Genomic DNA, 18,960 nt, shown 5'->3' with positions numbered 1-18,960 from the left:
CTTAATTTGGAGCATCATGCTACCGGAAACACTCTTGTTCGCCGCCCCCGGCTCCCTGGGCCCGGCCCTCGCCGCCGGCCTGTTCGGCCTGCTGATCGGCAGCTTTCTGAATGTCGTCATCTACCGCCTTCCCAAGATCATGGATCGCGAATACAACGACTACCTGGCCGGCGAATACGGCTGCGGCTGCGGCACCCGCAAGGTGCACACCGATAAATTCAGCCTGTGGGCGCCGCGCTCGGCCTGCCCGCACTGCGGCCACAAGATCGGCGCGCTGGAAAACATCCCCGTCATCAGCTATCTGGTGTTGGGCGGCAAGTGCAAAGGCTGCAAGGCCAAGATTTCGCCGCGCTATCCGATCATCGAACTGGTGACCGGGCTGATGTCGGCCCTGCTGATATGGACCTTCGGCAGCGGCTTTGCGGGTCTGGCCACCCTGGTGTTCGGCTACCTGCTGCTGTCGATGACCTTCATCGACGCCGATACCCAGCTGCTGCCCGACGAACTGACCTATCCGCTGCTGTGGATCGGCCTGCTGATGAATGTCAACGCCAGCTTCGTGCCGCTGCAGGACGCCGTCATCGGCGCGGCGGTCGGCTATCTGTCGCTGTGGTCGGTGGCCACCCTGTACGAAAAGGTGCGCGGGCAAGTCGGCATGGGCCATGGCGACTTCAAGCTGCTGGCCGGACTGGGCGCCTGGATGGGCTGGACCGTGCTGCCAAGCATCATCCTGATTTCGTCGGCGGTCGGCTCGGTGGTCGGCATCTGCCTGATCGTGTTCGGCGGGCGCGCGCGCAATGTCAAGATTCCCTTCGGTCCTTACCTGGCCGCGGCCGGCTTCATCGTGATGGTGTGGGGCAAACCGATCGGCGCCGTGACCGGCATCATCTTCAAGCAATTGGTGAGCTGAGTGAACAGCGCGCCCGTCCCGGATGCCGGCAAGTTCAGCGTCGGCCTGACCGGCGGCATCGGCTGCGGCAAGACGGCCGTCTCGGACCGCTTCGCCGCGCTGGGCGCGAGCATCATCGATACCGACCTCATCGCGCATGCGCTGACCGTTCCCGGCGGCGCCGCCATGGAGGCCATCCTGCACGAGTTCGGCCCGGCGTTCGTCACCCCCGACGGTGCGCTCGAGCGCGTGCGCATGCGCGAACTGGTGTTTTCCGACCCGGCCGCCAAGGCGCGCCTGGAAGCGATCCTGCACCCGCGCATCCGCGCCGCCACCGCTGCGGCAGCCGCCGTGGCCAGCGGCGCCTACCTGATCTACGTGGTGCCGCTGCTGATCGAGTCCGGCGGCTGGCGCGAGCGGGTGGCGCGCGTGCTGGTCATCGATTGCCCTGAAGAACTGCAAATTGCGCGCGTGATGCGCCGCAACGCCATGAGCGAAGCCCAGGTGCGCGCCATCATGGCCAGCCAGGCCAGCCGCGCCGAGCGGCTGGCGGCGGCCGACGATGTGCTCACCAACGATGGCACCCTGGCGGCGTTGGACCGTCAAATTGCTCTATTGCATGCTAAATATATGGCATTTTCCGAGAGAATGGCACTATTCCCGGTGCAGCGTTTGTAATTTTGCGTCGCTTGGTTCAGAATCACGGGATTCTTCTCCTGCCATGTAAAGGGATGTCATTTTGATCGTCTACGAATACCCTTTCAACGAGCGCATACGCACGTTGTTGCGGCTGGAAGACCTGTATGAGAAGTTCAAGTTCTTTGTGCACCAGGAACATGCAATGCAGCATCACGTCGCCCTGGCCACCATCTTCGACATGCTCGAAGTCGCCGGCCGCGCCGATCTCAAGTCCGACCTGCTGCAGGAACTCGAACGCCAGAAGCAAAGCTTGCTGAGCTACCGGTCCAATCCAAACGTCGCGGCCGACATGCTCGACGCCGTCCTGCTTGAAGTCGAAACCGTCAGCAGCGCGCTGGTCGCGGCCCAGGGCAAGACCGGCCAGAACGTGCGCGACAATGAATGGCTGATGAGCATCCGCGGCCGCACCATCATTCCCGGCGGCGCCTGCGAATTCGACCTGCCGTCCTACTACGCCTGGCAAAAGCGCCCGGCCGAGCAGCGCTTCAACGATATCGTCAACTGGTTCGCCCCGCTGGCGCCCCTGTTCGACGCCCTGGCCCTGGTGCTGCGCCTGCTGCGCGATTCGGGCGGCCCGGTCAAGATGATCGCCATCGCCGGCAGCTATCAGCAAATGCTGCAAGGCAAGGTCTACCAGATGCTGCGCCTGACCATGGATGAAGCGATGGGGGCGATTCCCGAGATTTCCGCCAACAAATACATGTTGTGGGTACGCTTTACCACGCAGGGCGGGGATTTGAAGCCCAAGCCGCTGGAAGAAGATGTCCCGTTCGAGCTCACGCTCTGTAATTTTTAGATCCCATGTTGCCATGACCGTCGTTACCTGCCCCACCTGCGCCAAGAAAGTCGAATGGATCGAGGCGAACAAGTTCCGCCCGTTTTGCTCCGAACGCTGCAAACAGATCGACCTGGGCGCCTGGGCCGAAGAAAAATACACCATTCCCGGCGCCGCCCCATCCGACCCCTTGCTGGACGACGACAACCTGCCCCAGTAGCGCTGCGTTCGTCCTTCGCCGTGGCGGTGCAAAAACGCTTACAATGACTCACCGCCCATCATGTAAAGGATGCAACACCATGTCAATGTCACGGACAGTGCAATGAGACTCGACCGTTTCATCAATGAGCGCATGGAAGAGATCCTGACGGAGTGGGAAGCGTTCGCCCAGACCCTGTTGCCGGCCGCGAGCCAGATGACCGATCTGGCCCTGCGCGACCACGCGCGCCAGATCCTGCAGGCGATCGCGCTCGACATCGAAACCTTCCAGAACCCGGAACAGCAGATCGCCAAGTCGCAGGGCCTCGCGCCCGACACGGTCGAGGGCGAAAGCGCGGCCTCGATTCACGGCGCGCTGCGCCAGGCCAGCAATTTCTCCCTGCTCCAGCTCAGTGCGGAATTTCGCGCCCTGCGCGCCACCGTGCTGCGCCTGTGGCTGCCGCAGGTGAGCCGCATGACGTCCGACGCGGCCGAAGAAATGGTGCGCTTTAACGAAGCCATCGACCAGGCCCTGGCCGAGTCGGTGGTGACTTACTCGGCACGCGCCGACCACATGCGCGAGCTGTTTTTGGCCATCCTCGGGCACGACCTGCGCGCGCCGCTGTCGAGCATGTCGATGGCGGGCGACCTGCTGACCCGCACACAGGTCGATACCACCCAGGCTGGCGAGATCGGCGCCCGGGTCAAGCGCGGTGCGCGCCTGATGAGCAGCATGGTGGACGACCTGATCGGCTACACCCGCACCCAGCTCGGCGGCGGCATGCCGACCCAGCTGCGCGAGGTGAATGTGGGCGATGTGTGCCGCGCGGCGCTGGCCGACGCCCATGCCACCCATCCGGCCACGCGTTTCGAGATCGATGCCGATGAAGCGCTCAGCGGCCAGTACGACGCCGTGCGCCTGCACCAGCTGCTGACCAACCTGATGGTCAACGCTGCCCAGTACGGCACGCGCGGCGCGGCCGTACGCATCGAGGCGCGCGCCCATCCGGATGCGGTGACGGTGGCCGTGACGAATGACGGCCCGGTGATTCCGCCGGCGTCGCTCGAAAGCATTTTCAGTCCGCTGATCCAGCTGCCGGGCGACGGCGAAGCCGAGGAACGGCCGCGCACCAGCCTGGGACTGGGTTTGTTCGTCGCACGCGAAATCGCCGCGGCGCATGGCGGCACCCTGACGGTGACGTCCAGCGAGGATTGCGGCACCACCTTTACAGCGCACTTGCCGCGCGCGCCGAAGAGCGCCGGGGGCTGATTCTCCGCGCGGGGGGGCTGGCTCTCCCGCCACCAACACCAGCACCACCACTAACGTCGCCCCCGCGAAGGCGGGGGCCCAAGTTTTCTGCTCAGTTGCTGGCTACAGTGCGAACTTGGGGGGAACGCATGCGTTCCCGCCTTCGCGGGGGCGACGGTGCGGGGGCGCCGGGGGCGGTACGGTGCAGTGCAGTGCAGTGCAGTGCAGTGCAGTGGCGACGATGGGGCGCAAAGGCGGCGCTGTCAAATTCCACGGCGCCGGTTTCGAAGTCAGCGTCGTCAGCGCCCGTAGCGCGTCATCAGCAAGCCTTCGGTATCGATGTCCGGCGCCCGTCCCGACACCATATCGGCCAGCACCCGCGCCGAACCGCACGACATGGTCCACCCCAGCGTTCCATGCCCGGTATTGAGAAACAGGTTGCGATACGGTGTAGGCCCGATCACGGGCGTGCCGTCCGGCGTCATCGGACGCAGGCCGCACCAGAAAGTGGCCTTGTCCACATCGCCCCCGCCCGGAAACAACTCGGTTACCGCATGCACCAGCGTGGCGCGGCGCGAAGCGTGCAGGCGCAGGTCGTAGCCGGCGATTTCGGCCGTGCCCCCAACCCGGATGCGGTCACCGAGGCGCGTGATGCCGACCTTGTAAGTCTCCTCCATGATGGTCGACTCGGGCGCGCTGGCCGCATCGACGATCGGCAGCGTGATCGAATACCCCTTGACCGGATACACCGGTATCCTGATCCCCAGGGGCGCCAGCATCAGCGGCGAATAGCTCCCCATCGCCATCACGAAGGCATCGGCCCTGAGCTCCCCTTGCGAGGTGTCGACGGCGCTGATCGCGTCGCCGTCGGTCACGAGGCGCCGGATCTCCACGTTATTGCGGAAAACGACACCCTCGCCGGCCGCCATCTGCGCCAGCGCCTGGGTGAACTTGAAGCAGTCGCCGGTCTCGTCGCCGGGCAGGTGCAGGCCGCCGACGATCTTGCCGCGCACCCGCGCCAGCGCCGGTTCGACCACTTCGCAGCCGGCCGGATCGAGCAGCGCGTACGGCACGCCATAACGCTTGAGCACCGCGATGTCTTCCAGCGCTTCATCGAGCTGGCGCGGATTGCGAAATACCTGCAAGGTGCCCTTGCTGCGGTGGTCGTAGGCGATGCCGGTATCCTTGCGCAGCGCGATCAGCGAATCGCGGCTGTACTCGGCCAGGCGCACCATGCGGCTCTTGTTGACGGCGTAGCTGGCCGGATTGCAGTTGCCCAGCATCTGGAACAGCCAGCGCCACATGCGCGGATCGAACGAGGGACGGATCACCAGCGGGCTGTGTTTCATGGCCAGCCAGCGCAGCGCCTTCATCGGAATGCCCGGCGCGGCCCACGGCGCGGCCATGCCCGACGAGACTTCGCCGGCGTTGGCGAAACTCGTTTCCAGCGCGGCGCCGTCCTGGCGCTCGATGACGGTCACTTCATGCCCGGCTTTCGCCAGAAAATAGGCCGACGTGGTACCCACCACGCCACTGCCCAAGACAATAATTTTCACGAACTTCCTTGCGGTGCGTTATGGCGTAAGGGCGGAAAAAGAACGTCGCTACGGATAGCGCAGCTGGTCGAGCCATTCGAGCAGCGGAATGGTGGCCGGCAGCAGCGGCGACACGCCGACCACGCCCTGCCACGCAAAAGCCTGGCCTTCCAGGCTTTGCGGCTCGCCGCGCCATTCGCGGCTGATAAAGAAGTGCAGGCGTACATGCGCGTGTTCGTACACGTGCTCCACCCCGCACCATTGGCTCGCGCTCAGGATATGAACGCCAAGCTCCTCGACGAATTCGCGTTTGAGCGCGTCGAGTATGGCTTCGCCGGTTTCTACTTTCCCACCCGGGAATTCCCAATAGCCGTCGTACGGTTTGCCGGCGGGACGCTGGCCAAGCAGCACGTCGCCATTGGGTTTCATTAAAATGCCGACCGCGACATCGATCGGCTTGTTTCCAGTCTTATCGCTCATTGAGGCAGCTTTCCCGCGTAATCCCTGGCGAACTGCCATGCCACCCGGCCCGAACGCGAACCGCGCTGCAGGGCCCATTGCAGGGCTTCCGGGCGGCTTTGCTCGATCTGCTGCGCGCTGCAGCCGTAGCTGGCCAGCCAGTGCGCCGCGATACCGAGGTAGTCGTCCTGCTTGAACGGATAGAACGACAGCCACAGGCCGAAGCGCTCGGACAGCGATATTTTCTCTTCCACCGTTTCGCCCGGATGCAGGTCGCCGTCGCCGTCATGCCTGTAGCTGGCGTTGTCGCTCATGCGCTCGGGCAGCAGGTGGCGCCGGTTCGAGGTGGCGTAGATCAGCACATTGTCCGACTGGGCCGCGATGGAGCCGTCGAGCGCCACCTTGAGCGCCTTGTAACCGCTCTCGCCTTCCTCGAACGACAGGTCGTCGCAAAAGATGATGAAGCGCTCCGGACGCCCGGCCACCAGGTCGACGATGTCGGGCAGTTCGGCCAGGTCGGCCTTGTCGACTTCGATCAGGCGCAAGCCATCGGCGGCGAACTGGTTCAGGCACGCCTTGATCAGCGAGGACTTGCCGGTGCCGCGCGCGCCGGTCAGCAGCACGTTGTTGGCCGGGCGGCCCTGCACGAACTGGCGCGTGTTGCGCTCGATCTGCAGCTTTTGCGGCGCCACCTTGTGCAGGTCCGACAGCGCGATGCCCGAGGCGTGCAGCACCGGCTGCAGGTAGCTCACGCCGCTGCCGGCGCGCTTGCGCCAGCGGAAAGCGGTGGACAGGCGCCAGTCCGGCTCGCGCGGATACGCGGGCGGCAGCACCGCCTCGACCCGCTGCAGCAGCGCTTCGGCGCGCAGCAGGAACTGTTCGAGTGGCGTCGTCAAGGCGCGGCTCAGGAACGGTAGTCGGCGTTGATGGTCACGTACTCGTGCGACAGGTCGCAGGTCCAGACGGTGGCGCTGTGCGCGCCGCGTCCCAAACGCACGCGCACCGTGATTTCGCTCTTTTGCATCACGCGCTGGCCGTCGGCTTCCTGGTAGGCCGGATTGCGCCCGCCGCTTTTCGCCACCAGCACGTCGTCGAGATACAGATCGAGCTTGGTCACGTCCAGGTCGTCCACGCCGGCATAGCCGATCGCGCACAGGATGCGGCCCAGGTTCGGGTCGGACGCGAAAAACGCGGTTTTCACCAGCGGCGAATGGGCGATCGAGTAGGCGATCTTGCGGCACTCTTCCATGTTGCCGCCCTCTTCCACCGTGACGGTGATGAACTTGGTGGCGCCTTCGCCGTCGCGGATGATCATCTGCGCCAGCGAACGGGCGATGTCGGTCACGGCGGTTTTCAGTTCGGCGTATTCGGTCGAATCGGTGTTCGCAATGGCCAGGCTGCCGGTGCCGGTGGCGATCAGCATGAACGAATCGTTGGTCGAGGTGTCGCCGTCGATGGTGATGCAGTTGAACGAATGGTCGGCCGCATGCTTGACCAGTTCATTGAGCACGTCTTGCGAAACCTTGGCGTCGATCGCCAGGTAGCCCAGCATGGTCGCCATGTTCGGCCGGATCATGCCGGCACCCTTGCTGATGCCGGTCATGGTGACGCTATGGCCGCAGATGTCGACCGTGCGCGACGCCGCCTTCGGCTGGGTATCGGTGGTCATGATCGCCTCGGCGGCGTTGAACCAGTTGTCGGCCTTCAGGTTGGCGATGGCGGCCGGCAGCGCGCCGACGACTTTGGCAACCGGCAGCGGCTCGAGAATCACGCCGGTCGAAAACGGCAGGATCTGGTGCGGCTCGCAGTCGAGCAGGCGCGCCAGCGCGGCGCAGGTGGCGTTGGCGCTGTCCAGGCCCGTCTCGCCGGTGCCGGCGTTGGCGTTGCCGGTGTTGACCACCAGCGCGCGGATCGGCGCGCCGCCCGCGGCCACGGCCGCCAGGTTGGCTTTGCTGACCTGCACCGGCGCGGCGCAGAAACGGTTGGTGGTGAACACGCCGGCCACGGTGGCCGTGTCGGCGAGCTTCATCACCAGGATATCCTTGCGGTTGGGCTTCTTGATGCCGGCTTCGGCAAAACCGATCTCGATCCCGTTGACGGGCTTCAGGTCGGCGGCGACGGGCAGAGGGGAATTAACGGCCATGGCGGATTCTCTAGCAGTGAAGTGGGAAGCCGCTATTGTAACGCTTGAAACGATATGCGGGATGCAACTGCCACGGCGCGTCGTGCGCCGCACGCCGGGGCGGGCGCGACACGATCCGGGGCCCCGCTGTGGATGCGCTGTAGACGATGTGTAACAATATCCGTCTGGCATTAACGTCAGCGTCATCCGGACGCCACGAGTCGCCCAAACATAATCGATCCCGAAGGACTGCCTTGATTTTCCCGACCCTGATTCCACGCGCGCGCCGGCCGGCCCGCCTTGCCATCCTGCTGGCCTGCCTTGCCGCGCCTGCGTTCAGCCACGCCGCAGCGCAGCCGCCAGCCGCCACGGCAGCGCAAGGCAGCGCCGACAGGCATGTGCGCGAAGAGCTGGCCAGCGAAACGCTGCGCTATCTGCAGGCGCGCGATTACAAGGGTCTCGAAGCGCTGTATCGGAAGATCCGGGGTGCCGGCCAGCGCACCCCCAACGGCATCTGGAAACAGGCGCAGTTCTACAACCAGCTGCGCGCATTCGGCCAGTGGAGCACCGATGCGGCTTATTGGGATACGGTGCAGGGTCAGGCCAAGGCGTGGCAGAAACAATATCCCAAGTCGGTGCCGGCGCGGCTGTTCGAGGCCTATATGCTGATCAAGCGCGCCGAAGCGGACCGCGGTTCGGGTTACTACAACACGCTCACGGAAAAGCAGCGGCGCGACCTCAGTCAGGGTTCGGCGGCGGCCATGCGGGTGCTGGAGGAAACGCAGGTGCTGGCCGCCAAGGCCGATGACCCGGAATGGCATCGCGCCATGCTCAAGGTGTTGCCATTCACAAGCCAGTTCACGCAAGAGCGCTACCAGAAAAAGATCGGCGCGGCGATGGCGCGCCATCCCAACTACCACGAAGCGTATTTCACGGCCGCCGGCTACTCGATGGCCCACTGGGGCGGCGCGCCGGACGCGGTCGAGCAGCTCGCGCAAGACCTGAACAATGTCGGCGGCAAGGAACAAGGTGCCATGTATGCGCGCCTGTACTGGTACATGGACCAAACGGCCTACAAGGGAAAAATCTTCGAGGTCAGCCAGGCCGACTGGCCGACCATGCGCGCCAGCTTCGAGGCCCTGGTCGCGCAGTATCCGGACCCGTGGAACCTGAACGCGTACGCCTATTTCGCCTGCCTGGCAAACGATGTCGGCGCCATGGCGCCCGTGCTCGCGCGCCTCGGCCAGCAGATCGACCTGCGCGCGTGGGGCGAGAATGGCGCGGCGACCCATGCCCGCTGCGCCACCAGCACGGTGGCCGATCCGCAGTTCGACAGCAAGCAGGCGGCCGCGCGCAAGGTGCGCCTGCGGCGGCTGCTCACGGAGACGATGCAGCACGCAGCGGCCCAGCGCGGCCGCAAGGAATACAAGGAAGAACTGGAAACGCTGCACAAGGCCGAGGAGCTGGACCGTGCCATGGGCTGGGTCAGCATGCCGGTGCAATACAACCTCGCGCGCGCCTTCTTCACCCTGAAACGCTACGAGGAAACCGTCAGCGCCATCACCGCCGGCCTGCCCGCGCAACCCGACTATACGGATGCGTACTGGATGCGCGGCCAGGCGCTCGAAGCGCTGGGACGCAAGGACGAGGCGCGCGAGGATTTCGAGAAGGGGGCGCGCTACCTGCGCAAGGTACTGCCGGGAGCGTGGGCGGGCCTGAACGCAACCCAGCGCGCCAATGTCGCGGAAATGCAACGCAAGTTCCTGGAATACGGCTTCGCGACCCCGACTTTCTCCACGGACTGAGGCTTGGCGCTTGGTTTTGTTGCTTAATCACAACCGCAAAAATGCTTGATGACAAGTAAAGTCATTTGCTTGATAATGTTAAACATTAACTATTTATCAATGAACCCCGTGAAAAAACTTCTCCTCTGCACAGCCCTGCTGACCTCCTTCCCCGCCTTCGCCGCGGAACGTCCCGCCGCTGACAAAGTGCCCGTGGCCAAGATCGAATCGAACATGGTCGAGGCCGTTGCGGCGGCAGCGGACGAACTTGAACGCAATTTCTATTGGGCCAAGGGCAATCCGATTCCCATTTTCGACAAGCTGGCAGTGTTCGAGTTCTCGGCGCCAACCGCCGCGAAACTCAAAACCGTGTTCGGCTCGGCACGGCCGTACAGCGTCACGCGCGCGCCGGCGGCGGCCGGCATGGTCGGCTTCGATATTGCGCTTCCGGCGCACAGCTACGCCGATTTGAACGAGCAGAACTGGTCGTGGGACGCGCTCAAGATCAACGTCGTGACCGACGAGGCCGGCCGCACGCTGACGGGCACCGGCGCCTGGCCACGCCTCACAGCCAACCTGAAAAGCGCCGACGTCGTCGTCAACGACATGACCCTGCAAAGCAGCCAGCGCCGCAACAACGACGATGTGTGGCTCGGCACGGCGCGCGCGGACGTCAAGTCGATCGACGTGACCGGCAAGGACAAGCCGGTGGTCATGAAAATGGAAGGCCTGTCGGTCACCTCCGAGGTGTCCGAGAACGGCAAGGATTACGACATCGGGAGCGACTTCGGCATCAGGCTGATCACGGTCATGGATGAAAAGATCGACGACATGCGCATGTCGTTCCGGATGACCAAGCTCGATATGATGTCGTTGGAGCAGTTGAGCAAAGCCATGCAAAAGACGACCAAGCCGGGCGCCGAGCCGGACCTGGCCGCTATCGGCCCGCAGCTCAAGGCCTTCGCCAAGGGCATGGCGGCACGCGGCACGGCGATCGAGCTCACCGAGATGAGTGCAGGCTACCGCGGTCACCGCGCGCTGATGAAGGGCCACCTGACTTTGGGCAAGACGGTCGACAAGGACTTCAACTCGACCGCCGCCCTGATGAAAAAGCTGGACGGGCGCTTTGAGATGCGCGTGCCGGTTGCGCTGGTCACCGCCATCGCGCGCAATGTGGCGCAGAACCAGGCCACCAAAAAGGGTGAAACGCCATCGACGGAGTTGCTGGACTCGACCGCCAAGAGCCTGGCCGACATGGCAGTGGACAAGGCGACCGCCGACGGCTATGCGCGCCTGGACGATGGCGTGCTGGTATCGATGGTGGAATTCAAGGCGGGCAAGCTGACCGTCAACGGCAAGGCGATCGCCCTGCCGACGGACAGCAAGAAGCCGGCGGCTGGCGCCAAAAAGCCGGCCAAGCGCCGCGCCAAATAAGCAGCAAGCATCAGCGGCGGCCGTCGTCCGATGGCCGCCTCAATCTCTTTACGTCAGCGCCGGCACGCTACTGCTGCGCCGGCTGCGGTGGCGCCACGGCGGCCACCTTGCGGCCCGAACTGGACCACACCTGCATGCATTCCGACCCGGTCCAGCTGGTCGCGTCCGGGCATGCGCACCGGCTTCCTTCCAACATGCTGTTAGCCGGGCACTGCAGGCCGGCCTGCCGAGCGTCCGCCCCCGCGTCTGTGTGTGAAGACCGCAACGGAAGCACTCCTCCCAGCACCGCGAGCAGCAAGCATGCCGAAACAGCGACAGCGGCGAAAATGGCTTTCATAAGGTCCTCCTGGTTGGCAATGAAACCTAACCATTGCAGGAAGCGCGCTTGCTATTGTTGTGTGCCATCAACTAGAACCAATCTTACCTACCTGCAACGCCATGACCGTGGCGCCGGCACGACGCCGCCCTGCGGTATCACTTGCCCGCGCCGGCGGCGCAGCTGTTGCCGATACGGGTCCAGCGCACCCGCTGGCGCGCCTCGGTGGCCACCGATTTACCCGACTGCGCCATCGTCGCGCGCACCGCTGCCGCTTCCGCGGGCGTCTTCGCCTCGCGCAGGGCTTTTGCGTACTGCACATTGACCGCCACCTGCTTTTCCGCCAGTTCGCGCTGCAGGCGTGGCAGGTCAAGCAACTGCTGCGCCGCCCTGGCGCGCGCCTCGGGCGTCTTGCCTTCGGCCGCTTCGCGTTCGAGCACGGGACGCATCCATGCCAGGTCCGCCGCGGGGTCGCCGGTGCGGGTGGCGCTGACGGTATCGTATTCCCAGGTGACCTTGTCGATGCGGCGGATGGTCAGCGTGACCACCGCCGCCGGACAGTTCGCCGTATGCACCACCACGCCGTCCGCGCCGACCTGGCTGGACTGGTCCGGGCAGGACGCCAGCGCCACCGCCGAGGAATACAGCGCGTCCGAGATGCGGCGCGGCCGGATGCAGTGCGTGACCGGCCCCTTGCCTTCATATAGCTTGTCGCCCGAGTCGGCCCCGGCGACGCGTTCGCGCCGCACGATGTCGCCGTTGGCGCCGTCGACCCTGGTGTCGACCCGGTTGGCCGGCGCCGGGGCCGGAATGCTGCTGGTGGACGCCGAATCGAGCCGGTACAAGCCGGCCGGCGGCAGGATCTGCTCGATCGCCGGTGCGGCGGCGAGCGCGCCCCCGGCCAGCAGGGCGCCCAGCATCGTCAAGGGAATGCGCATCAACGCACCACCATTTCAACGCGGCGGTTACGCGCGCGCCCAGCGTCGTCGGCATTGTTCGCCGCCGGCGCCAGGTTGGCGACGCCGTGCGGCTGCAAGCGCGCCGCGGCGATTCCGTACTGCCCACTTAATGCGTCCACCACCGCCTGCGCGCGCTTGCGCGACAGCGCGAGGTTGGCATCGACCGCGCCCTGATTGTCGGTGTGCCCGACGATGAACACGTTCACGCCCGGGTCGTTCTTGAGCGACCTGGCCATTTGCTCGAGCGTGTCCTTCGATTCCGGCTTGATCACTGCCTTGCTGGTATCGAACAGAATGCCGTACAAGGCGATGCGGCCATCCTTCTTGAGGGCCGCGCCGATGGCGCTGGCGTCGACCGTCACATTGCCCTGCTCCACCCTGGCCGACTCGATCACCTGCATGAATTGCTGCGCGCGGCCCTGGACGTTGGCATCGCTCTCCTCGCCCGTGCGCAGCGCGATCTGCACGTCCACCGGGCCCGCCGGCGCGTCCTTGCGCGCGTGGATGTAGTGGAAGCCCGGCTTGTATTCGAACAGGCGGATCACATAGGCATCGCTATTGCCATTGTCGACCCACTGCGCGCCCTGGGCCCAGCGCACGATCTTCGACTGGGTGCGGTCTTTCTCGCACTGCGCAGCCTCGCATTCGTACAGGGTGTCGAAGCCGGCGCTGCGCAGCGCGGCCTGGTAATTGCGGAAGATCTCGAGCGACCCGCGTCCCTTCGGTCCAAAATAGATCCGGTTCGAGATCTTGCCTTCGACCGTCTTCTCGACCGGGCCGTTTTTACCGGCAACGAGCGTGCGCGCGCCGGCGTAGTTTTCTTCGCCATGCAGGTACAAGGTCGAGCCGGCATAGCGCGACACCAGCGGATGATCGGCGCTGCCGGGACGGTCGGCATCGTATTTTCCCGCGTGCGCCAGCGGCGAAGAAATGACGAGTGCGAAGGCGCACGCCGCCGGGGCGCTGCGGTAAACCGGATAGGTCATGAGAGGCTCCTTGATTGGATAGGAATGTAATCTGATAGGGGCGTAAAAAAAGGGAGGCCGAACATCACGTTCTGCCTCCCCTTTTGGTCATGCCGGGCGCTTTATGCGAGCTTGCCGTGGCATGCCTTGAACTTCTTGCCGCTGCCGCAAGGGCATGGGTCGTTGCGGCCGACCTTCGGTCCGAGCATCTCGTCTTCGCCCGGATTGCCGACCGGCGCCAGCAAATCTTCCGGCGCCGCGTCGGGATTGAAGTCCGCGTGCTGGTAGCTGACGTTTTCCACGTGCGACTGGTGCATCGCCGCTTCGGCGTCGATTTCTTCGCGCGACTGGATGCGCACCGTCATCACCATGCGGATCACTTCGTTCTTGATCATGTCCAGCATCGATCCGAACAGCTCGAACGCTTCGCGCTTGTACTCCTGCTTCGGGTTCTTCTGCGCATAGCCGCGCAGGTGGATACCCTGGCGCAGATGGTCCAGCGCCGCCAGGTGTTCGCGCCAGTGGCTGTCCACGCTTTGCAGCATGACGTTGCGCTCGAAGCCGCCGAACGATTCCTTGCCGACGATGGCGATCTTGCTCTCGTACGAAGCGTCGGCCGCGGCCAGCACGCGCGCCAGGATGTCGTCGTCGGTCATGCTGGTATCGGTGGCCAGCATTTGCGCCAGCGGCACGTTGAGCTGCCATTCACTGGCCAGGGTCGCTTCCAGGCCGGCGATGTCCCATTGCTCTTCGACCGATTCTTCCGGCACGTACGCATGCACCACGTCGGTGAACACGCCGGCGCGCAGCGATGCAATCAGTTCGCCGATGTCGGTCGTCTCGAGCAGTTCGTTACGCTGGGTGTAGATCACCTTGCGCTGGTCGTTGGACACGTCGTCGTACTCGAGCAGCTGCTTGCGAATGTCGAAGTTGCGCGCTTCGACCTTGCGCTGGGCCGACTCGATCGAGCGCGAGACGATGCCCGCTTCAATCGGTTCGCCTTCCGGCATTTTCAGGCGGTCCATGATGGCCCGCACGCGGTCACCCGCGAAGATGCGCAGCAGCGCGTCGTCGAGCGAGAGGTAGAAGCGCGACGAACCCGGATCGCCCTGGCGGCCGGAACGGCCACGCAGCTGGTTGTCGACCCGGCGCGATTCGTGGCGTTCGGTGCCGATGATGTGCAGGCCGCCGGCGGCCACCACGTGCTCGTTGAGGGACTTCCACTCGCTGCGCAGCTTTTCCGCCTGGGCCGCCTTGTCGGCGTCCGGCAGCGCCGCATTGGCTTCGATGATCTGGATCTGCTTTTCGACGTTACCGCCCAAAACGATGTCGGTACCACGGCCGGCCATGTTGGTGGCGATGGTGATCATCTTCGGACGGCCCGCCTGGGCGATGATTTCGGCCTCGCGCGCATGCTGCTTCGCATTGAGGACGTTGTGCGCCAGCTTGGCCTTGTCGAGGATCGCCGAGAGCATCTCGGAGTTTTCGATCGAGGTGGTACCCACCAGGACCGGCTGGCCGCGCTCGTAGCAATCGCGGATATCGATCAGCATGGCGTTGTATTTCTCGTCCGAGGACTTGTACACCTGGTCCTGGCGGTCCTTGCGCTGCGACGGACGGTTCGGCGGAATGACCACGGTCTCGAGGCCGTAGATTTCCTGGAATTCGTACGCTTCGGTATCGGCCGTACCGGTCATGCCGGACAGCTTGGTGTACATGCGGAAGTAGTTCTGGAACGTGATCGAGGCCAGGGTCTGGTTCTCGTTCTGGATACGCACGCCTTCCTTCGCTTCGACTGCCTGGTGCAGGCCGTCGGACCAGCGGCGCCCGGTCATCAGGCGGCCGGTGAATTCATCGACGATCACCACTTCATCGTTCTGCACCACGTAATGCTGGTCCTTGTGGTACAGCGCGTGCGCGCGCAGGGCCGCGTACAGGTGGTGGATCAGGGTGATGTGGGCGGCGTCGTAGAGCGAGGCGCCTTCCGGCAGCAAGCCCATTTGGGTCAGCATCGCCTCGGCGTTCTCGTGACCGCGTTCGGTCAGCAGCACCGAGTGCGCCTTCTCGTCCTTGGTATAGTCGCCGGGGACCGAGATCACGCCCTTGCCGTCCGGGGTTTCTTCGCCGATCTGCAGGGTCAGCTTGGCCGGCAGCGAATTAATCTGGTGATACAGCTCGGTATGGTTTTCAGCCTGGCCCGAAATGATCAGCGGCGTACGCGCTTCATCGATCAGGATCGAGTCGACTTCATCGACCACGGCGAAATTGAGGCCGCGCTGGACCCGCTCGCCCGCCTCGAACACCATGTTGTCGCGCAGGTAGTCGAAACCGAATTCGTTGTTGGTGCCATAGGTGATGTCCGACGCGTAAGCCGATTGCTTGACGCTGTGGTCCATCTGCGACAGGTTGATGCCGGTCGTCAGGCCGAGCCAGCTATACAGGCGTCCCATCCACTCGGCATCGCGCTGGGCCAGGTAATCGTTGACCGTGATGACGTGCACGCCCTTGCCCGACAGCGCGTTCAGATAGGTCGGCAAGGTCGCCATCAGCGTCTTGCCTTCGCCGGTACCCATTTCGGCGATTTTGCCGTAGTGGAGCACCATGCCGCCGATCATCTGGACATCGAAATGGCGCATCTTGAGCACCCGCCTGGCCGCCTCGCGGCAGACCGCAAACGCTTCCGGCAGCAGCTGGTCGAGCGTTTCGCCTTTGGCGACGCGCTCCTTGAACTGCGGCGTCTTCGCTTTAAGTTCAGCGTCCGACAGCTTTTCGATCTGTGGCTCGAGCGCGTTAATCTCGCGCACGGTTTTTTGATATTGCTTGAGCAGCCGCTGGTTGCGGCTACCGAAAATCTGGGTCAGTAATGACATGCTTGAATTCTTGAAAAAGACGCCGCAAAAAGAAGCCGTAATGATAGCAAAAACATATCACCCAACGGCCGACTATGGCAAAAAGACTGTGATTTTATCATGCGATCTCGCCACACTTGGGGATATTGCCCCGGAACTCAAGAGGCGAGGGCAAAACAAAGTTAATAAAATGACTCCGGCAAGGCGTTCTGGCCCCGCCGTACGGCCACGCCTTGTGGCGGGGCGCCGCGCGCTGTGATATGTTGCGCCTTATGCATATCTACGGAACCAAGACGCGCCGCACCTCGATTGTCGCTACCGATTTCCTCAAGCGCAATGACAAGATCGCGGCCCTGCTGCCGACGGCGATGCGCATGGCCACCCTGCAGAGCGATTGCGCCAAGGCGCTGCCGCCGATGTTCGTCAACTGCGACGTGCTCTCGTTCGAAGACGCGCGCCTGGTGCTGGCCACGCCCAGTTCGGCCGTCGCGGCCAAGCTCAAACAGCAGCTGCCCAAGCTGCAGGGCGCCTTGCAAAAGCGCGGCTGGCATATCGACGAGATCAAATTGAAAGTGCAGGTCACGCGCAGCATCGCGCCGGTGGTGCACACGCATCAGCTGATTTTGCCCGGCACGGCCTTGTCGGCCTTTGAAGCGCTCGGCGACGCGCTGCCGAAAACGGCGGCCAACGCCACCCTGATCGCCGCCGTCAAGGCGATGGCGGCGCGCCAGCGCTAGAGAGCTTCGCGCTTGAATACCGCGACCGCAAGCCTTCAGACCGTCGCCCCCGCGCCAAGGCGGCCCTCGGCGGGGGTCCAAGTCGTTCGTTCAGCTACAGACTGCGGTTATCCCTTGGGCCCCCGCCTGTGCGGGGGCAACGGTTCTTAGGTAAGCGCCCACTCGCGCGCCATCTGGCGTACGTACGACGGCGGCGCGCTGCCGGGCTTTTCGAACGCCACGATCTCGTAGGCATCCGGATGCTTGAGCAGTTCGAGCAGCAGCAGGTTGTTGAGCGCGTGGCCCGACTTGTGCGCCTCGTAGCCGGCCAGCAGCGGGTGCCCGACCAGATACAAGTCGCCGATCGCATCGAGGATCTTGTGGCGCACGAACTCGTCGTCGTAGCGCAGGCCATCCGAATTGAGAATCCGGTACTCGTCCATCACGATCGCGTTTTCGAGCGATCCGCCGCGCGCCAGGCCCATGCCGCGCAGGCTTTCCACATCCTGCATGAAGCCGAAGGTGCGCGCGCGTGCCACGTCGTGCACGTACGATACGTCGCCGAAGTCGACAAACGCGCGCTGGGTCGTGCCGTCCACCGCCGGATGGTTGAATTCGATGAAAAAATCGAGCTTGAAGCCGTCGTACGGGGTCAGGCGCGCCCATTTTTCGTTGGCGCCGCTACCCTGGCGTACTTCCACGTCTTTCAGCACGCGGATGAATTTCTTCGCCGCGTCCTGCTCCTGCACACCCGCCTGTTGCAGCAAAAAGACAAACGACGAGGCCGAGCCATCCATGATGGGAATCTCTTCGGCCGACACGTCCACGTACAGATTATCGATCCCGAGCCCGGCGCAGGCCGACATCAGGTGCTCGACCGTGGACACGCGCGCATCGTCCTTGACCAGCACGGACGCCATGCGGGTGTCGCCCACCACGCCTGCGCTGGCGGGAAACTCCACCACCGGGTTCAGGTCCACGCGGCGAAACACGATGCCGGTATTGATCGCGGCCGGACGCAGGGTCAGTTCGACCTTGGTCCCGGAGTGCAGTCCGACGCCGACGGTGCGCACCAGCTGTTTGACGGTTCTTTGTTTTAACATCCGCCGATTATAGCGAACTTGATGGGCCAGCGCTGCCGGGCGTCTAGGGGTGCTCGGCCTGCGCATGCGAGCGCTCGTGCCGCACCAGGTAGATGCCGCTGCCGATGATGATGGCCGCGCCGATCAGCGTGTACCGGTCGGGCAAGGTATGCCACAGGATCCAGTCCAGCGCCACGCCCCAGGCCAGTCCCGAATACTCGAACGGCGCCACGCGCGACGCTTCGCCGGAATTGAACGCTTCCGTGACCGCCAGCTGGCCCAGGAAGCCGGAGAGCGACAGCGCGCACAATAGCCAGACATCGGCGCCGCGCACGGGCACCCAGTTGGGCGCGGCCAGGGTGGTTGCGCCGATGGCCAGGAACACCATCAGCCACAGCACCATGTGTTCGGCGCGGTCGGTGCGCCCGACGATGCGGGTGGTGATGGCCGACACCGCGTAGCAGCCGGCCGCGCCCAGCACCGCCAGACCGCCCAGGGTCAGCATGCCGGTTCCGCTCGGACGCAGCACCACCAGCACCCCGCCCAGGCCGACCGCGATGGCGATCCAGCGCGCCAGGTTGACGCTCTCTTTCAGGAACACCACCGACAAGGCGGTGATGAGCGCGGGCGCGATGAAGAAGATCGCATACGCTTCGGCCAGCGACAGCTTGCGCAGGCCAAAGGCGAATAGCCCGAGCATGGTGATGCTCAGGCCCGCGCGCAGCAGGTGCAGCGGCCAGCGCACCTGCAGGGCAGTGCCGAAGGCGCCGCGCCAGCCCACGTAGGCAAACACCAGCGGCAGCGACGACAGGCCGCGCAGGGCGGCCACCTGCAGCGCCGGATAATGCGCCGACAGCAGCTTCATCACCGTGTCCATCAGCGAGAACATGGCCACCGCGATCAGCATCGCGTAGATCGCGCGCAGGTTG

The 18,960-nt window shown here is 64.4% G+C and carries 18 protein-coding genes; 9 read left to right on the top strand and 9 right to left on the bottom strand.

The window, feature by feature from the left end:
* Nucleotides 1-16: 16 nt before the first annotated feature.
* The 5 genes from CR152_RS08180 to CR152_RS08160 all read left to right on the top strand — a co-directional run bounded on the left by CR152_RS08180 (nt 17) and on the right by CR152_RS08160 (nt 3,831).
* Nucleotides 17-910 carry a prepilin peptidase gene (locus tag CR152_RS08180; RefSeq protein ID WP_099874469.1) on the top strand — a complete coding sequence of 298 codons (894 nt, stop codon included), beginning with the start codon at nt 17-19 and terminating at the stop codon, nt 908-910.
* Entirely contained in the window at nt 911-1,567 is a 657-nt protein-coding gene (gene coaE / locus CR152_RS08175) for a dephospho-CoA kinase (protein ID WP_099874468.1), read from the top strand. It begins immediately after the preceding gene.
* Nucleotides 1,568-1,628: 61 nt separating this feature from the next.
* Nucleotides 1,629-2,384, top strand: a complete 756-nt coding sequence (gene zapD, locus CR152_RS08170) for a cell division protein ZapD (RefSeq protein WP_099874467.1) — start codon at nt 1,629-1,631, stop codon at nt 2,382-2,384.
* 13 nt (nt 2,385-2,397) lie between these two features.
* Entirely contained in the window at nt 2,398-2,583 is a 186-nt protein-coding gene (gene yacG / locus CR152_RS08165) for a DNA gyrase inhibitor YacG (RefSeq protein WP_099874466.1), read from the top strand.
* A 102-nt stretch (nt 2,584-2,685) separates the two neighbouring features.
* Nucleotides 2,686-3,831 (top strand): sensor histidine kinase, encoded by a 1,146-nt coding sequence (locus tag CR152_RS08160; RefSeq protein ID WP_099874465.1) that lies wholly within the window; start codon nt 2,686-2,688, stop codon nt 3,829-3,831.
* A 278-nt stretch (nt 3,832-4,109) separates the two neighbouring features.
* On the opposite strand, the gene CR152_RS08155 is transcribed toward CR152_RS08160, so the two are convergent.
* From CR152_RS08155 to argJ, 4 genes are read right to left on the bottom strand one after another with little or no spacing between them, the layout of a single operon-like run.
* On the bottom strand, nt 4,110-5,366 hold the full coding sequence (locus CR152_RS08155) for a D-amino acid dehydrogenase (RefSeq protein ID WP_099874464.1): 1,257 nt from the start codon (nt 5,364-5,366) through the stop codon (nt 4,110-4,112).
* Between the two features lie 48 nt (nt 5,367-5,414).
* On the bottom strand, nt 5,415-5,825 hold the full coding sequence (locus tag CR152_RS08150; protein ID WP_099874463.1) for an NUDIX domain-containing protein: 411 nt from the start codon (nt 5,823-5,825) through the stop codon (nt 5,415-5,417).
* The gene (locus CR152_RS08145) at nt 5,822-6,700 is read right to left on the bottom strand and encodes an ATP-binding protein (protein ID WP_099874462.1); all 879 of its coding nucleotides are present in this window, start codon (nt 6,698-6,700) and stop codon (nt 5,822-5,824) included. The genes CR152_RS08150 and CR152_RS08145 overlap by 4 nt, the downstream gene beginning before the upstream one ends.
* Nucleotides 6,701-6,708: 8 nt before the next feature.
* A complete protein-coding gene (gene argJ, locus CR152_RS08140) occupies nt 6,709-7,947 on the bottom strand; it encodes a bifunctional glutamate N-acetyltransferase/amino-acid acetyltransferase ArgJ (protein WP_099874461.1) in 1,239 nt (412 codons plus the stop codon).
* A 233-nt stretch (nt 7,948-8,180) separates the two neighbouring features.
* On the opposite strand from argJ, the gene CR152_RS08135 reads away from it, so the two are divergent.
* On the top strand, nt 8,181-9,731 hold the full coding sequence (locus tag CR152_RS08135) for a tetratricopeptide repeat protein (RefSeq protein WP_157778384.1): 1,551 nt from the start codon (nt 8,181-8,183) through the stop codon (nt 9,729-9,731).
* 108 nt (nt 9,732-9,839) lie between these two features.
* Entirely contained in the window at nt 9,840-11,144 is a 1,305-nt protein-coding gene (locus CR152_RS08130) for a DUF945 family protein (RefSeq protein WP_157778383.1), read from the top strand.
* Between the two features lie 474 nt (nt 11,145-11,618).
* Here CR152_RS08130 and CR152_RS08120 read toward each other — a convergent pair whose 3' ends face one another.
* The 3 genes from CR152_RS08120 to secA all read right to left on the bottom strand — a co-directional run bounded on the left by CR152_RS08120 (nt 11,619) and on the right by secA (nt 16,254).
* Nucleotides 11,619-12,398 (bottom strand): hypothetical protein, encoded by a 780-nt coding sequence (locus CR152_RS08120; RefSeq protein ID WP_099874457.1) that lies wholly within the window; start codon nt 12,396-12,398, stop codon nt 11,619-11,621.
* Entirely contained in the window at nt 12,398-13,405 is a 1,008-nt protein-coding gene (locus CR152_RS08115; protein WP_099874456.1) for an OmpA family protein, read from the bottom strand. Before CR152_RS08115 ends, CR152_RS08120 begins: the two co-directional genes overlap by 1 nt.
* 101 nt (nt 13,406-13,506) lie before the next feature.
* Nucleotides 13,507-16,254 carry a preprotein translocase subunit SecA gene (gene secA, locus CR152_RS08110; RefSeq protein ID WP_099874455.1) on the bottom strand — a complete coding sequence of 916 codons (2,748 nt, stop codon included), beginning with the start codon at nt 16,252-16,254 and terminating at the stop codon, nt 13,507-13,509.
* Here secA and CR152_RS32760 point away from each other — a divergent pair.
* Entirely contained in the window at nt 16,253-16,492 is a 240-nt protein-coding gene (locus tag CR152_RS32760) for a hypothetical protein (RefSeq protein ID WP_157778382.1), read from the top strand. The genes secA and CR152_RS32760 overlap by 2 nt on opposite strands.
* Before the next feature lie 13 nt (nt 16,493-16,505).
* Nucleotides 16,506-16,970 (top strand): DciA family protein, encoded by a 465-nt coding sequence (locus CR152_RS08105; protein WP_099874454.1) that lies wholly within the window; start codon nt 16,506-16,508, stop codon nt 16,968-16,970.
* A gap of 146 nt (nt 16,971-17,116) precedes the next feature.
* On the opposite strand, the gene lpxC is transcribed toward CR152_RS08105, so the two are convergent.
* On the bottom strand, nt 17,117-18,052 hold the full coding sequence (lpxC, locus tag CR152_RS08100; protein WP_099874453.1) for a UDP-3-O-acyl-N-acetylglucosamine deacetylase: 936 nt from the start codon (nt 18,050-18,052) through the stop codon (nt 17,117-17,119).
* Between the two features lie 43 nt (nt 18,053-18,095).
* Complete coding sequence (locus CR152_RS08095) at nt 18,096-18,938, bottom strand: DMT family transporter (protein ID WP_099882094.1); 843 nt, start codon at nt 18,936-18,938, stop codon at nt 18,096-18,098.
* Between the last annotated feature and the right edge of the window lie 22 nt (nt 18,939-18,960).

This window comes from Massilia violaceinigra, assembly GCF_002752675.1.
Lineage (GTDB): Bacteria > Pseudomonadota > Gammaproteobacteria > Burkholderiales > Burkholderiaceae_D > Telluria_A > Telluria_A violaceinigra.
Note: the sequence above shows the minus strand (reverse complement) of the source record. Positions and strands in the feature narration are given on the sequence as shown.

What these genes read in the sequence shown, in the direction of transcription:
- CR152_RS08150 (WP_099874463.1), bottom strand. Translation starts at nt 5,825, where the DNA reads ATGAGCGATAAGACTGGAAACAAGCCGATCGATGTCGCGGTCGGCATT.
- CR152_RS08160 (WP_099874465.1), top strand. Translation starts at nt 2,686, where the DNA reads ATGAGACTCGACCGTTTCATCAATGAGCGCATGGAAGAGATCCTGACG.
- yacG (WP_099874466.1), top strand. Translation starts at nt 2,398, where the DNA reads ATGACCGTCGTTACCTGCCCCACCTGCGCCAAGAAAGTCGAATGGATC.
- CR152_RS08105 (WP_099874454.1), top strand. Translation starts at nt 16,506, where the DNA reads ATGCATATCTACGGAACCAAGACGCGCCGCACCTCGATTGTCGCTACC.
- CR152_RS32760 (WP_157778382.1), top strand. Translation starts at nt 16,253, where the DNA reads ATGCTTGAATTCTTGAAAAAGACGCCGCAAAAAGAAGCCGTAATGATA.
- CR152_RS08095 (WP_099882094.1), bottom strand. Translation starts at nt 18,938, where the DNA reads ATGCTGATCGCGGTGGCCATGTTCTCGCTGATGGACACGGTGATGAAG.
- CR152_RS08180 (WP_099874469.1), top strand. Translation starts at nt 17, where the DNA reads ATGCTACCGGAAACACTCTTGTTCGCCGCCCCCGGCTCCCTGGGCCCG.
- CR152_RS08120 (WP_099874457.1), bottom strand. Translation starts at nt 12,398, where the DNA reads ATGCGCATTCCCTTGACGATGCTGGGCGCCCTGCTGGCCGGGGGCGCG.
- argJ (WP_099874461.1), bottom strand. Translation starts at nt 7,947, where the DNA reads ATGGCCGTTAATTCCCCTCTGCCCGTCGCCGCCGACCTGAAGCCCGTC.
- secA (WP_099874455.1), bottom strand. Translation starts at nt 16,254, where the DNA reads ATGTCATTACTGACCCAGATTTTCGGTAGCCGCAACCAGCGGCTGCTC.
- CR152_RS08115 (WP_099874456.1), bottom strand. Translation starts at nt 13,405, where the DNA reads ATGACCTATCCGGTTTACCGCAGCGCCCCGGCGGCGTGCGCCTTCGCA.
- lpxC (WP_099874453.1), bottom strand. Translation starts at nt 18,052, where the DNA reads ATGTTAAAACAAAGAACCGTCAAACAGCTGGTGCGCACCGTCGGCGTC.